A 14,907-nucleotide genomic window follows, 5' to 3' on the forward strand; every position below is an offset into this window, starting at 1 on the left:
CTTCGCGCTCGGCGCCAATGCCGGCGCGGATTCGCGGGTATCGCTGGCGGCGCCCTATCTGCGGCTGGCCGGCGTGACGCGCCCTGGCAAAGATTATTACACGTTGCCGACCGTGCGGTGGGACGAGGGCTATGGCACGCCGTCGCAACAGTCGAGCAGCGCCGTCTTCTCCGTCGCCGCCGATCTCATCGATATCCGCGATCGCGTGGTGTTCGGGGGCATCGGCTCATCAACACCGAGGTCGGGAGTTACACCCTCGATCGCCGCGGCTTCGCGCTGGTCGATCTTTGAGCCGCGGCGATGTCCGCATGCTCGGCGGAACCCAGATGATCGGCGCCGCGCTGCAGACGCCCGGCAATATCACCGTGACCGCCGCCCAGATCTATCCGGCGAGCCGGGCCACCGGCTCGATCACCACCGGCTATCCGGGCATTGGCTCGATCACCGCAGGCTATACCGGCATCGAAGCCAGGCTTCTCGTCGGCAGCGTGCTGAATATTCTGCGCTACGGCGACACCGATCCGGACGTGCCGTATTCCGCCTTCGGCCTCCTCACTTTGGCCGCCGATACCATCAACCAGGGCGGCGTGGTGCGCGCGCCGTTCGGTCGAATCGTGCTCGGCAGCCTCTCGAGCGGCAGCGTCCCGCAGGCGGATACGATTCATCTGCTGCCGGGCAGCATCACCTCGGTCAGCGGCGTCGGGCTGGTGATGCCCTATGGCGGTACGGTCGATGGCACCAGCTACGCCTATAATGGCGCGACGGTCGCGGTTGCCAGTCCGACCGTCACCCTCAACGGCCTGCATATCGACGCTGATGCCGGTTCGCTGATCGACCTGTCGGGCGGCGGCCAACTGACGGGCGCCGGCTTCGTCTCGGGGCGCGGCGGCTCGGTGAACATCCTGACCACGCCGTTGGTCAATGCCAATCCGGGCTTCAGCTACAGCGCGAAGGGCAATCAGGTCTACGCGATCGTGCCGAGCAGCTCCGCTGCCTATGCGCCGGTGGTGCAGGAAGCGGGCTTCGGCCTGCCGTCGGTGGGCCGCCAGATCACCATTCCCGACGGCGTGCCGGGTCTTGCCGCCGGCACCTACACCTTGATGCCCGCGACCTATGCGCTGCTGCCGGGCGCCTATCGCGTGGAGTTGGGCAGCAGCGTCAGTCCTGCCGTCACCGGCGTCGCTGCGACCGGCAGCGGCTCGTACATCGTCAACGCTTATCTCGGCGTCGCCAATACCGCGATCCGCGCCTCGCTGCCGAACCGGGTCATCATCACGGCGGCTGACAAGGTCCGCACGCACTCGTCTTACAACGAGACCAGCTATGACGCCTACGTACTGGCGAACGCCGCGCTCAACAGCGTCGCGCGCGGCTGGATCACAGCCGATGCCGGCGGGCTGACCATGCAGCTCGCCAAGGCGCGCGGCGCCGATGACCGCATGCAATTGCTGTTCGATGGCGCGCTGCGCATCCGGGCGAAGGCCGGCAGCAATGGCTATAGCGGGGCGGTCGGGATCACCGGCATCAGCGAAATCCTCGCGACCGGCCAGGGAGCCACCGTCGGCATGGTGGCGGCCTCGATCTCCGCCGACGAGATCAGCAAGCTCGACGCGCCGCGTCTGATCCTGAACGGAGGCTATTTTGGCGATATCGTGCTGCGCAGCGGCGCCCGTCTGTCGGCGGCCGAGATCGTCTTCAACGCAAAGGGAGGGACGTACACGGTCCCGCAGGCCGCCATCACCATCGAGGAGGGCGCGACGATCAGCACCATCGGTCGCGGATCGCCGGGCACCGACACCAGTGTTCCCTACCTCGTCACCTCCGGCACGCTGATCGTGTCCAATGGCGTGATCACGTTGTTGCGGGGCGAAACGCGGGCGAACGACGGCAGCGACGTCAAGATCTCAATCGGCGCCTGCGTCACCGCCGCCTGCAACCGGACCACCACGATCGCCTCCGAAGGCACCATCGGCGTGATGACGACGGGCCCCGTCACAGTCGCCGACAATTTATCCTACGGCACCCGCAATCTCGTGCTGGGACTGTCCGCGATCAATCTTGGCTCCGATGCCAGCATCGCGACCGCCGCCGCCACCGGTCGGATGCCGTTCGGGCTGACCCTCAACCAGGGCGTGCTGGCGCGATTGCTGGCGGGCAACACCGCGATCGGCGCGCCGGCGCTGGAGGCGCTCACGCTCAATGCGCGTGACTCGGTGAACGTGTTCGGCGACGTCGCGCTCGACGCATCGACGCTGGGTCGTCTGGTGCTGACGACGCCGGCAATCTACGGCTACGGCGCGGCCGGCAGCACCGCCACGATCCGTGCCGGCGAATTCGTCTGGACCGGCTCGTCATCGGCGCCGGGCGCGGCGATGGCCGACAGGCTCGGTGACGGCACGCTCAACATCGTCGCGAACCGGGTCGTGTTCGGCTACGGTCCCAACACCCAACCCAGCACCACGATTGTCGACAACCGCATCGCGCTCGGCTTCGCAGCCGTCAACATCGCGGCCACCGAGTCCGTGACCTCGACCAACAAGAGCACGCTCGGTGTCTATGCCCGGCAGGGGGCCTATGACGCGGTGAGCGGCTATCAATACAGCGGCGGCAACCTCACCATCACGACGCCGCTGTTCACCGGCGCGGCCGGCTCGGTCAACACCATCACCGCCGGCGGCGATATCCGTATCGTCGGATCGGGCGGCACAGCCGCTGGTGTCGATGCGCTGGGCGCGACGCTGAAGCTGACCGGCGCCAATGTCTTCGTCGATAGCAGCGTCGTGCTGCCATCGGGACGGCTGGAGCTGACGGCGGCGGGCGATATCGTGCTCGGCGACAATTCGCGGCTCGATCTGTCGGGCCGCGCGGTAAAATTCTTCGACGTCACCAAATATAGCTGGGGCGGCGATCTCGTCATGACCAGCCGCGCCGGCAATATCAGCCAGGCGGCGGGATCGGTGATCGATCTGTCGGCGCGCTACAATCGCGCTGGAGCGGCGACGGTCACCGCGCTCGGCGCAAGCGCCGGCCATGTCGATCTCGCCGGCAGGTTCCGCGGCGGCGCGACCGGCACTTATGATGCTGGCGGTACTTATGCGCCCTATGATGCGGCCGAGCTCGGCGTGTATGCGCAGACGCTCGCCGATTTCGCGGGGCTGAATGCAAGGCTCAATGCCGGCGAGCTGTTCGGCGCGCGTCGCTTCCAGATCAAGCAGGGCAGCCTCGTCGTCGGCAACGAGGTCAAGGCGCGCGATGTGGAGATCACGCTCGACGGCGGCAGCCTCACCGTCAACGGCACCATCGACGCCAGCGGCTATCAGGTCGGCAAGATCCGGCTGGCGGCGATGGGCGATCTGACCATCAACGGCACGCTCGACGCCCACGGCAGCGGCATGCGCTTCGACAGCTATGGCAAGATCATCGAGGCGTCGAACCGCGCCATCATCGACCTGACAACGCGCAAGGGCACGCTGACGCTAGGCGGCAATGCGGCGTTCGACCTGCGCGCCGGCACCAATGTGGAGTCCGGCGCTGGGGCCTATCGCAATGACGGCGTGGCGCGCGGCACGCTGACGCTCAACGCGCCGCGGCTCGGCGGCAGCGGCGGGCAGGGCGGTCTCGATAGCGCGGGTAACGGTGCTAACGATGTCGCCGTCAATGTGATCGGGACTCCGGCAATCCTTGGCGCCAGGACCATCGCGGTCAATGCGTTCCGCATCTATGACGACGCGCCGCTCGCCCTCCTGCCCGACGTCACCGGCTACAAGCCGCAGGAGATCACGCAGGACTATCTCGACGGTATCGTCGATCCCCAGACCCGCCAGATCATCGCCGGCGGCATCGATCCGCATAACACCGCCTTCATCGACGCAGCGCGCCTCAATGCCGCGCTGAGCGCCAGGCTGGCCGGTCTCGACAGCTATCACCTGCGGCCCGGCGTCGATATCGTCAGCAAGGTCAGCGCCGACAATCCGAACGGCGACCTGACGGTGGCCGGCGATCTCGATCTGTCCGGCTATCGCTACGGGCCGAACGCTAACCGCATTGATCCCGCTCTGCGCGGCTTCGGCGAGCCAGGCGCCTTCAACATCCGCGCCATCGGCAATCTCAATATCCGCGGCAGCATCAATGACGGCTTCGCGCCGCCGCCGGCGACGCCCGACGACGTCAAGGGCTGGCGGCTCGAGCAGGGCGTGGTGCCCTATGGCGGCGATCTGGTGCTGCCCACCGCGGTCACGCTCGAAATCGGAACGGAGTTCAAGGCCGGCGTCACGCTCAACTACGACCTTCCGGCCTATTTCGGTACCGCGAGGGCCGGTACGATTTCGCTGCCGGCCGGCACGGTGCTGCCGGTGCGCGCGACCCTGGGCAGTTCGCTCGCTCTGTCGGCGGGCACGGTGGTGCAGGCGACCATCTACAATGCCAACGGCACGGTGGCCTATGCCGCCGGCACGGTGCTGCCGAATGCGGTGACGCTGACCGCCGGCATGCAGCTCGGCGCCGGCACGGTGCTGCGGAGCGCCGTCAGCTTTGCGGCGCTGGTCTGGCCGAAGGGCGTGCCGCTGCCGGTGGACATGACCTCCACCGCACAGATGACGCTCGCAGCCGGGTCGCTGATCCCGGCCCAGACCAACGTCAAGCTCGTCGGCGGCAACGTGGTGGAGCTGCGCGGGACCACCAATGGCAACCAGGGCCGCAACTGGGCGCTGGCGCGGATGCTCGCCGCCGGGGCGAGCTCGTCGGAGCTGACGCTGGTGGCCGGCGCCGATCTCGGCTCGGCCAATGTGCGGGCGCGCAACGCGCTGGGCAAGGGCGACATCGTTCTGGCCGACACCCACTACGTCGCGCGGTACGCCTCGGCTGGCGATGTGCTCAATTTGAACCAGGCGGGAGCGGCGGCGCTTTGCGCGGCAGTCTGTGGCCCCGACTTCCCCTCCTTGACCGTGAACGACCTGATCGGAAAGTCGGAAGCCCAAATCGCGACGCTCTTGGGCGGCTCATGGGCGGAGGTCGTGGCCGCCTACGGGATGCCGGCCAATTTCTGGGATCCTGCGCAGGGCAATATCGAATTGGGCCTGACCGCGCAGGGCGTGGCGACCATCGTGGCGATCAACGGTCTGCCGTCTGGGTATGAGCAGAGCCAACTGGTCAATTTGACCAGGCGCCAAATCGCCACGCTCTACGGCGATCCCAACTACACCTGGGCCGATTTCGGCGTCGCTCCCAATTTCACGGATTATAATCAGAAAAACCTCGGCGCCATCAGCCTGCCGTCAACGACCACGGTGGTCGCGCCGTCGTTCAGCGTGGTCCGCACCGGCACCGGCGACCTGTCGCTGATCGCCGCCGGCAGCATCAAAATGCAGTCGCTTTACGGCGTCTACACCGCCGGTACGGCGACCGCGGTCGATCCGAGCTACACGCTCGACCGCGGAGCTATGGCCGATGGCAAGCTGCTCGGCACCGCCAATGCCGATTACGCGACCGCGGCGCTGGCGTCCTATAAGGCCTGGTACCCGGACCACGGCGGCAACGTCCTGATCGCGGCGGGCGGCGATCTCGTCGGCGACATCTACGGTCAGTCCAACCGGGCAAGCCCATCGAGCGTGCTGACCGGCAACTGGCTGTGGCGTCAGGGCAGCGGCACCGCGGCGGTCAAAGATAAGATTGCGACCTCGTGGTGGATCAATTTCGGCACCTACGTGCCGAATATAAGCGTTGCCAATCCGTCCAAAATCCCCGACCTCGTCGGGTTCACCGGCATCGGCGCGCTGGGTGGCGGCAATGTCGCCATCCGCGTCGGCGGCAATGCCGGCGCGATCACGCAGCGCAGCACCGGGGGCGGCGAGACCAGCGGTGTGGATCAAAGCCAGGGTCTGGTGGTTGCCGTCGGCAGCACCGGCCGCGTCGGCGCCGACGGATCGCTTGCCCTGACCGGCGGCGGCGACATTGACATGCGGATTGCCGGCGCGCTCAATCCCAATCTCGCAATCACCTACTACACGAGCCAGAAGCAGGCCCTTGGCGGCTCGCTGATCAATCTGCGCGGCACAATGAGCGCGACGGCGGCGTCGATCGGCGGCATCAATCTGATCTACGGATTGCGCGACAGCGCCGATACCCGCGGCGCCGAACCCTATGCGGCGACGTGGTCCCAGGCGACATCCGGCATTACGGTGGTGCCCGGCGATTCTGCGGTCTATCTGCAGAGCCGGGGCGATCTCGTGCTCGGCGGCGCCGGCGATCCCGGTCGGTCGGTGACGCCGAGCAATTCCGCCTTCTCGGCCGGCGGCATCAACTATGTCGGCGGCGGCGGAAGCTGGTTCACGCTGTGGACCGAGCACACCGCGATCAACCTGATCTCGGCAGGCGGCAATCTGACGCCCACCACCTCGACGAGCACCGATGGATTGTATAATGGCTCAGCCAATCCAAACAGCGACCAAAACAGCACGGACGGATGGTTCACCTATCCGGCGATCCTGCGGGCGGCGGCGCTCGGCGGCAGCATCTATTACGGACGCGACGCCTTGCCGTTCACAAGCTCCGGCGCCACGGTCACCCTGGCGCCCTCGGCCATCGGCTCGCTGGAGATGCTGGCCTCGGATTCGATCTATGCCGGGCAATACGCGTTCAGCCTGTCCGGCACCGGCACGGCATTGCCGACGCCGTTCAATCCGGCCTTCGTAGGCTACGAAAATGCCGTTGACGGCAACATTAACTTGATCGTGACCAACGCGTCGCCAAACGGCATCCGCGATCAAGGCGGCAATAATCCGATCAACGGGTCGCTGTTCGTGTTCGGCCCCAACGATGCGAAAATCGCGCTCGACCGCGCGAATAATGCGGATCCTGTCCGCTTCTACGCCCGCCAAGGCGACATCGTCGGCCTCGTCACCGGCGAGACGGTGACGTTTCGGAGCGGCACGACCTGGCTCAATGCGTCGGCGCCGGTCGTCGTGCGCGCCGGCCGCGACATCGTCGCTGCCGGCCTTGCGCCCGGTGTGAAGGTGGAAGGAACCGCCATCACCGGGTCTTCGCACGGCAATCTGATCGTGCACGGCGATCCCGACGACGTCTCGATCTTTTCCGCCGGGCGCGACATTCTCTACGCCAATATCGACATCGCCGGCCCCGGTGCGCTCGAAATCTCGGCGGGGCGCAACCTGTACCAGGCCGACAAGGGCGCGATCACCAGTCTCGGAGCCATCGCGGCGGGCGATACACGCCCGGGCGCCAGCATCGCGCTGCTGGCCGGCGTGGGCGCGGCAGGACCGGATTATGCAGCCCTGGCGGCGCTCTATCTCGATCCGGCCCGGCTGGCGGTTGCAGGCGTGCCGCTGGCGGATCAACCCGGCAAGGTCGCCAAGACCTATCAGAAGGAGCTGGCGGCCTGGCTGAAGCAGCGTTACGGCTTTGCCGGCACCGACGCGGACGCGTTGGCCTATTTCGGCACCCTGGCGCCCGAGCGGCAGCGCATCTTCCTGCGTCAGGTCTACTTCGCCGAACTCACCGCCGGCGGTCGTGAATATAACGACAGCACCAGTTCCCGTTACGGCAGCTATCTGCGCGGCCGCAACGCCATTGCCGCGCTGTTCCCAGACCGCGATGCGAATGGACAGCCTGTCGTGCGTGCGGGCGACATCACCATGTATGGCGGCTCCGGCGTTCGCACCCAGAAGGGCGGCGATATCCAGATGCTCTCGCCGGGTGGGCGGTCCATCATCGGCATCGAGGGACAAGTGCCGCCGGCATCGGCGGGGCTGGTCACACTGGGCCAAGGCGATATCCAGCTTTACAGCAAGGGCAGCATCCTGCTCGGTCTGTCGCGCATCATGACCACGTTCGGCGGAAACATCGTCGCCTGGTCTGCTGAAGGCGACATCAATGCCGGGCGCGGCTCCAAGACCACCGTGGTCTACACCCCGCCGAGGCGCGTCTACGACAGCTACGGCAATGTCAGCCTGTCGTCGCAGGTGCCGTCGTCGGGCGCCGGCATCGCGACGCTCAACCCGATCCCGGAGGTGAAAGCCGGCGACGTCGATCTGATCGCACCGCTCGGCACCATCGACGCCGGCGAAGCGGGCATCCGCGTCTCCGGCAATGTTAATCTGGCGGCGCTACAAATTCTGAATGCGGCGAATATCCAGGTGCAGGGCACGTCGTCGGGTATCCCGACCGTGCAGGCGCCGAGTATCAGCGCCGCCCTGTCGACGTCGAATGCGACGGCAGCGACCCAACAGACGGCGACACCGACTCAAGGGAGCGGCAACACTCAGCCCTCGGTGATCATCGTCGAAGTGCTGGGCTATGGCGGCGGCAACGGAGGAGGATCCGAAGAGGAGGGCAGGCAGCAGCAGCCCCGGCGTGACGAGCGAAGCTATAACCCGAGCGGAAATCTGCAGATGGTCGGAAACGGCCGATTGAACGAGCAGCAGCAGAAAGCTCTCACCGAGGCCGAACAGCGCGAGTATGAAAGGCCGTGACCGAATGATCGTCTCGGTGCCGCCCTGAAGTGCTCCCCAAAACTAGGCCAGCCTGAGCTGGAATTTTCCGGGGTTAGGCTCATGCCGGCGGGGGCGCCGATGAGCCATTCAACAGCGATATCGGCGCCTTGTTACCGATCGCGCTATGTGGCCGGACCTCGTTGTAGTCTCTACGCCAATCCTCCATTTTCTGCCGTGCGTCGTCAAGGCTCAGGAACCAGTGCGTGTTCAGGCATTCGCTTCTGAACTTGCCGTTGAAGGATTCGATGAAGCTGTTGTCCGTCGGTTTGCCTGGCCGCGAGAAGTCCAGCACGACGCCCTTCTGGTAAGCCCAGATATCGAGATCGCGGGAGATGAACTCTGATCCCTGGTCGACACGGATGGTCTTGGGGTAGCCAACGGTCTTGCAGATGCGTTCCAGCGTCAGCACAACGTCCTCGCCGCGATAACTGAAACGCGGATCGACGGCGGGCGAAAAACGACTGAATGTATCGACGATCGTCAGCACGCGGATCTTGCGGCCAGTGGCGAGCTGGTCGTGAACGAAGTCCATTGCCCAGCTCTCGTTGACCTGGACAGCATCTGTTCGATCCTCACGCAGCTTGGCCTTCACGCGACGCTTCGGCGTTTTGTTGCGCAATTGCAGGCTCAACTCCCTATAAAGACGGTAGACACGCTTGACGTTGACGTCCCAGCCCTCACGCAGCAGGAGGACATGGAGCCGGCGATAGCCGTATCTCACCCGCGTCTCGCAGATCTCCCTGATCCGGCTCTTGAGAGCGGCCTGGTCGCCGCGCTTCGATTTGCAGACGTAAAGTGCGCGATCGATCCGGAGCGTCGAACAGGCCCGCCTGATCGAGACCTTCCAGTCGCCGCGCACCCTGTCGACAAGCTCGCGCTTGCGGCCAGGCCTCAGAGTTTTTTGAGAGCACATCCTGCAGCATGGCCTTGTCCAGCGACAGGTCAGCTACGATCCGCTTCAGCTTACCATTCTCTTCCTCTAGCTGACGTAGGCGCTTCATCTCCGAGGGCATCAGGCCTGCATACTTCTTCCGCCAGTTGTAAAAAGTAGCCTCGCTGATCCCGGCCTTGCGGCAGACCTCCGCGACTGCCGAGCCATCTTCCGCCTGCTTCAAAACGAATACGATCTGCGCTTCTGAAAACTTCGATGCCTTCATGGAACTCTCCTCTCCCCGTCAGGGGATCATAAATGGAAAATTCCAGATCAAACTGGCCTAATTTGGTGGGGGCACGTCAGAGCCTTGACGGCGCCACCCATGATCGAGCCTACTTCGATCATCCTCCGCTCCGCGCGGCGGCATAACATTTGCAGAGGCCTCATTTATCGGCGTGAGTCATTTTTGAAAAACGGGATCAACTCAATGAGAGTATCTCTACGCCACTTCCGTGTCTTTATAGCAGTCGCCGAAAGCGGGCAGATTTCAAAGGCAGCCGCAGCCTTGTTCACCTCGCAACCTGCGGTCACCGAGGCGATCAAGACACTCGAAATGGATGTGGGCGTCAAGCTGTTCAGTCGGTCGCCGAGAGGCGTATCCCTCACCTACGAGGGCGCCGTCTTCCTCGAACACGCTCAAAAGGTGCTGGCGGTCGCCGTGGACGCGATGCTCGCCCCGCAGAAAGTGCGCCGTGACCTGGACGGCGAGTTGACGCTTGCCTGCACGCATACGGTCGCAGGCTATTTCATCACGCCACTGTTGTCGCGATTTGCTCGGATCTTCCCCGGCATTAAAGTAAAGCTGGTCGAACTGGAGCGGCCGAAGATCGAGCACCAACTGATGTCCGGAGAATTGGAGATCGCGGCCTGCCTTCTGTCGCCGCTCGAGCACGTCAGCGAAATCGAAAGCGAGCTACTCGTGAGGTCAAAGCGGCGGCTCTGGCTTCCTGCCAATCACCCGCTTATCGAGCGTAAGGTCGTAAATTTGCGCGATATCGAGCGCGAGCCGTACATCATGTTGACGGTCGATGACGCTGAGCGGACGACGCAGACCTATTTTGAGCGGGCCGGTTTCGAGCCGAATGTCATATTCCGGACCTCCTCAATGGAGGCCATACGTAACGTGATTGCGGAGGGGCACGGCGTAGCCGTGCTCTCTGACATGGTCTATCGTCCCTGGTCGCTCGATGGCGTTCGGCTGGTCGCCGTGGATATTGCCGATCCGATACCAAGTATGGATATCGGGCTGGCCTGGAACCGTGCGGCGGGCCTCAACCGCGACGCTCAACTGTTCTGCGATGTATGCCGGCATGGTTCTGGCATCGTAGACGCCACGTTAGCTGACCCGCATTAGCGCTCATTATCAGTTTTCCAGAATTTCAAGATCGTCCCTTCTGATTGTTAATCCCGATGCCGGCCGTGTATCTCTGCCTCAGCAGGAGGACTGATAATGAGCCGGAAAACGACGATCGATCTGGGTTGCGATATGGGAGAGGGATTCGGTAATTGGCAGCTGGGTGCTACCGATGACGCCAAACTGATGACGATGATCAGTTCGGCCCATATCGCGGCGGGCTTCCATGCCGGCGATCCTAATCTGATAGACCAGTCAGTCCGTCTCGCGATGGCGAACAACGTCGCGATCGGCGCGCACCCGGGTTTCCGCGATCTTCAGGGTTTCGGTCGCCGCCGCATCGTTCAGAGCACAGAAGAGATGGTGAATGACATCATCTATCAGGTCGGCGCCTTACGGGAATTCGTCGGCCTGCATGCCGGAACGCTTCAGCACGTGAAGCCGCATGGCGCACTCTATATGGAGCTCGCAGCCAACGAGGCCGCCTCGATAGGTTTCGTCAAGATGATGCGGCGTGTGGCGCCGGATGCATTTATCTACTGCATGGGCGCGTCGGAGACCTACAGGATCGCGAAAATGCTTGGGCAGCCTGTCGTCCGTGAATTCTACGCGGATCGGGAATACGACACGACCGGCAAGATCGTTTTTACGCGCAAGCCGGACGACTACAATCCGAAATCGGTTGCGGAGCGGGTCGTGCATGCGTGTCTGGAGGGCAAGGTCAAGCCCGTCGATGGTCCCGAAATCGAAGTGGGATTCGAGTCGATCTGCGTTCATTCGGACACGCCTGGATCGGTCGATCTGCTGGTCGCGATCCGCGAGGCTCTCACCGCGAACGGCGTCGCCATCGCCGCGCCAGGAAAAGCGGGAGCGCGGAGCGCTGCCTGAGCAGCGTGTCGCGTATCGATTGAACTCATCGCGCGCCTGACGACGTGTCGTCAGATCTGACAGACGATATCGCCCAGCCGAAGCGACGGCGTGGGCGATTTCGTCGTTGCGTGGTTTGCATCGATTTTCAGCGCGCGCGATCAAAAAGTTAGCAGCCAGTTCGTCAAACGCGTTTCATAGCTTCTCTCATCGACCTGGTATTTGAAAATACGATTGGACCGCTTCAGCGTTCCTCAGGTTTACTTCCGGCAACAAACTAGCAAGGCCGCTGAAGAGGACGGGAAGATGCCAAGCAATCCGTTGGTCGCACCGCAACTCATTGCAAATGCCCGGATGTTGTACCTCGATTGGGTCCCGGAGGATCCGGCAGCGACCAGGTCGCTCGTTCCCGAAGGGTTGAAGCCCGAAGCGCGTGGCTGCGTTTATCTGAACCAGTATATCGTGGACGATCCCGCGCAGACGTCCAATGGCGGGCTTCCAGGATCTTTCGGGGCCTATTCGCTGACTTATCTCGGCGTTGATCTGGAAGGGCTGGATGCGCAGCCCAGTACGCCAGGGCGCTGGTGGACCCACTATTTCAACAGCTCGCCGGACATGATCGACTACGCTCTGCAGCGTGGCGTCCTGGCCGCCGCCGGCGAAACGGTTTTCGAATGGAAGGGCGACGAGCTGATCGCAACCACCCTCGTCGGCGGCAAACCGGTGATCCGCACCAGCAGCACCGCCAGGGTCGGTGCCGGCGCTCACGCGAACGGTCAGTTGCGATACGTCACCCGCGTCGATGGGGTTCTGGTGAGCGGCCGATATCCTTTCGTGATGAAGGCCGCCGTCGACTTCAAGGTTAGCGCGATCGAGTTTCTCGACAAGTCGCATCCGGTCTATGCGCTGCGTCCCAAGCAGCCGCTCGATGTGACCTTCGGCTTCTACTCGCCGGATATCACGTTCTGCTACCCGGGCGGCGAAGGGCCGCTCAACACCAAACCGCACGGCGTGTGAACAGCCCACTTACGGAGGAGCAACGATGCTCGAACGTTCAGACTGGTACGACCTGGCCCGCGACACGAACTGGACTCCGAAATACGTCCCTGAAAGCGAGCTTTTTCCAGAGGAATATGCCGGTACCAGAGGCATCCCTGAGCACATCTGGGCGACCTATGACGAGCCCTACAAGGTCACGTATCGCGAATATGTCGGCATGCAGCGTGAGAAGGATTCGGGCACATACTCGGTCAAGGCCGCGCTGGAGCGCATGGACCTGTTCACATCGGCAGACCCGGGCTGGGTCGCCACGCTGAAGGAGCACTACGGAGCGGTTTCCGTGGTCGAGTATAACGCCGCGCTGCAGAACGCCCGCTTGTTGCGCTTTGGCCGCGCGGGCGGCATGCGCAACATGGCGACCTTCGGCATGTTGGACGAAGTCCGCCATGGCCAGATCCAGCTCTATTTCGCCCATGAGTACGTCTCGAAGGATCGGCAGTTCGACTGGGCTCATCGCTCGATGAACACCAACAATTGGGTGACGCTCGCAGCCCGCCGCTTCTTCGACGACATGATGATGACCCGCAACGTCATCGATACCTCGCTGGCGATGAACTTCTCGTTCGAGACCGGCTTCACCAACCTTCAGTTCATCGGCCTTGCGTCCGACGCGACGCATGCTGGCGATTTCAAGTTTGCCAAGCTGATCCAAAGCATCCAATCGGACGAGGCGCGTCATGCTCAAATCGGGACGCCCACGCTGAAGATTCTGATCGAGCAGGGCAAGAAGGCCGAAGCCCAGCGCATGGTCGATATCTCGTTCTGGCGCTCGTCGCGCCTGTTCGCGATCCTGACCGGCATTCCCATGGACTACTACCTGCCGCTCGACAAGCGCGAGGGGTCTTTCAAGGAGTTCATGCAGGAGTGGATCATCACTCAATTCGCGCGCTCGCTGGAGGATCTCGGTCTGGAGAAGCCCTGGTACTGGGACATCTTCATGCGCGATCTTGACGAGCACCATCACGGTCAGCAGCTGGGCACTTGGTCGTGGCGCCCGACGCTGTGGTGGTCGCCGGCCGCCGGCGTGAGCCCCGACGAGCGCGATTGGCTGGAGGAGAAGTATCCGGGGTGGAACGATACGTTCGGCAAGTGCTGGGACACCATCAGCGAAAACGTCAGGGCCGGCCGCTTCGAGAAGACTGTACCAGGCACGTTGCCGGTGATTTGCAACATCTCTCAGAATCCGATCGTCGGTACGCCCGGCAGGACGTTGCAGGACCGCCAGCTCACCTACAATGGGCGCAAGTATCACTTCGGCTCGGAAGTGGATCAATGGATCTTCGAGCAGGATCCGCAGCGCTACGCCCGCCACCAATCTCTCGTGGACCGCTTCCTGTCGGGCAGCATCGAGCCGGCCAATCTGGATGGCGTGCTCGCTTATATGGGCCTCGGCGTCATCAGCGACGGCGGCCAGGACGCGCACGATTTCAGCTGGGCTACCGCCAAAAAGGGCGAGGCCGCCTAGGTCATACGAAGGCAAGGAGATCAATCGTGGCACTGTTTCCGCTAGTATGCAATTTCGAGGGCGATTTCGTGTTGAAGCTGCTTCCCGTCGACACCGAGCAGACGATGGCCGAGGTGGGCCAGGCAGCGGCGGTCAACGCCGTGGGCATTCACATTGCCGACCAGCCGGGGAAGACGATCTACGCCCGCAAGGAAGGCAGCGACAAACACTTTCCGTTGGACATGAAGTTGTCAGACAGCGGGCTCGAGCCGATGGACTGCGTCAAGTTCTATTTCGCGTGAAAGCAGGAGAGATGGCAATGACAACTCCGAAATCACGCAATCTCGTCGGTCCCGTCATTCAGGCCGGGGAGATGGCCGACGCGATCGTCGAGGCGGTTCAGGACGACAATCCGGGCAAGCAGGTCCTGGTGAGCTCGCGAGCGTCCTACATACGGATCGAACTCGAGGGCGAATGCATTCTGCGGCGGGAGACAATCCAGTCAAAGCTGGGGCGCCCGTTTCAGATGAATGAGATCGAATTGAACATGCCATCGTTTGCAGGGCAGGTCGAGACGAGCGACGATTCAATCCGGTTCTACTACGAGCAGTCGTTCTAACCGTCCGACACCGACCAACGCATAGACTGACAGGGATCAAACATGCCCGAAGTAGCACAACTGCGCCCGCTCAAGACCTGGAGCCATCTCGCGACACAACGTCGGCGGCCCAGCGAGTACGAA

The 14,907-nt window shown here is 63.3% G+C and carries 8 protein-coding genes; 7 read left to right on the forward strand and 1 reads right to left on the reverse strand.

Translation table 11 applies throughout. The features are described 5' to 3' along the window. Nucleotides 1-308: 308 nt before the first annotated feature. Nucleotides 309-8,486, forward strand: coding sequence for a filamentous haemagglutinin family protein (locus tag ONR75_RS10215; protein ID WP_265082483.1), 8,178 nt, complete (start codon nucleotides 309-311; stop codon nucleotides 8,484-8,486). A 79-nt stretch (nucleotides 8,487-8,565) separates the two neighbouring features. Here ONR75_RS10215 and ONR75_RS10220 read toward each other — a convergent pair. Further along, a protein-coding gene (locus tag ONR75_RS10220; protein ID WP_265082484.1) for an IS3 family transposase occupies nucleotides 8,566-9,664 on the reverse strand; the annotation gives its coding sequence in 2 pieces (ribosomal slippage) (nucleotides 8,566-9,412 and nucleotides 9,411-9,664; 1,101 coding nt in all). Nucleotides 9,665-9,763: 99 nt separating this feature from the next. Between ONR75_RS10220 and ONR75_RS10225 the strand changes: the two genes are divergently transcribed. From ONR75_RS10225 to ONR75_RS10250, 6 genes are all read left to right on the forward strand, one after another. Beyond that, nucleotides 9,764-10,795 (forward strand): LysR family transcriptional regulator, encoded by a 1,032-nt coding sequence (locus tag ONR75_RS10225; RefSeq protein WP_265082485.1) that lies wholly within the window; start codon nucleotides 9,764-9,766, stop codon nucleotides 10,793-10,795. A 96-nt stretch (nucleotides 10,796-10,891) separates the two neighbouring features. Beyond that, nucleotides 10,892-11,683, forward strand: coding sequence for a 5-oxoprolinase subunit PxpA (locus tag ONR75_RS10230; RefSeq protein WP_265082486.1), 792 nt, complete (start codon nucleotides 10,892-10,894; stop codon nucleotides 11,681-11,683). A gap of 213 nt (nucleotides 11,684-11,896) precedes the next feature. Next, on the forward strand, nucleotides 11,897-12,679 hold the full coding sequence (locus tag ONR75_RS10235; protein WP_265082487.1) for a hypothetical protein: 783 nt from the start codon (nucleotides 11,897-11,899) through the stop codon (nucleotides 12,677-12,679). Nucleotides 12,680-12,704: 25 nt separating this feature from the next. Further along, nucleotides 12,705-14,186 carry a YHS domain-containing protein gene (locus ONR75_RS10240; protein ID WP_265082488.1) on the forward strand — a complete coding sequence of 494 codons (1,482 nt, stop codon included), beginning with the start codon at nucleotides 12,705-12,707 and terminating at the stop codon, nucleotides 14,184-14,186. 26 nt (nucleotides 14,187-14,212) lie between these two features. Continuing rightward, nucleotides 14,213-14,467 (forward strand): toluene-4-monooxygenase system B family protein, encoded by a 255-nt coding sequence (locus ONR75_RS10245; RefSeq protein WP_265082489.1) that lies wholly within the window; start codon nucleotides 14,213-14,215, stop codon nucleotides 14,465-14,467. A 17-nt stretch (nucleotides 14,468-14,484) separates the two neighbouring features. Beyond that, nucleotides 14,485-14,784: an MmoB/DmpM family protein gene (locus tag ONR75_RS10250; protein ID WP_265082490.1), complete on the forward strand. Its 300-nt coding sequence runs from the start codon at nucleotides 14,485-14,487 to the stop codon at nucleotides 14,782-14,784. Nucleotides 14,785-14,907 lie beyond the last annotated feature (123 nt).

The sequence above is a fragment of the Rhodopseudomonas sp. P2A-2r genome, assembly GCF_026015985.1.
Lineage (GTDB): Bacteria > Pseudomonadota > Alphaproteobacteria > Rhizobiales > Xanthobacteraceae > Tardiphaga.

What these genes read in the sequence shown, in the direction of transcription:
- ONR75_RS10215 (WP_265082483.1), top strand. Translation starts at nt 309, where the DNA reads ATGCTCGGCGGAACCCAGATGATCGGCGCCGCGCTGCAGACGCCCGGC.
- ONR75_RS10225 (WP_265082485.1), top strand. Translation starts at nt 9,764, where the DNA reads ATGATCGAGCCTACTTCGATCATCCTCCGCTCCGCGCGGCGGCATAAC.
- ONR75_RS10230 (WP_265082486.1), top strand. Translation starts at nt 10,892, where the DNA reads ATGAGCCGGAAAACGACGATCGATCTGGGTTGCGATATGGGAGAGGGA.
- ONR75_RS10240 (WP_265082488.1), top strand. Translation starts at nt 12,705, where the DNA reads ATGCTCGAACGTTCAGACTGGTACGACCTGGCCCGCGACACGAACTGG.
- ONR75_RS10250 (WP_265082490.1), top strand. Translation starts at nt 14,485, where the DNA reads ATGACAACTCCGAAATCACGCAATCTCGTCGGTCCCGTCATTCAGGCC.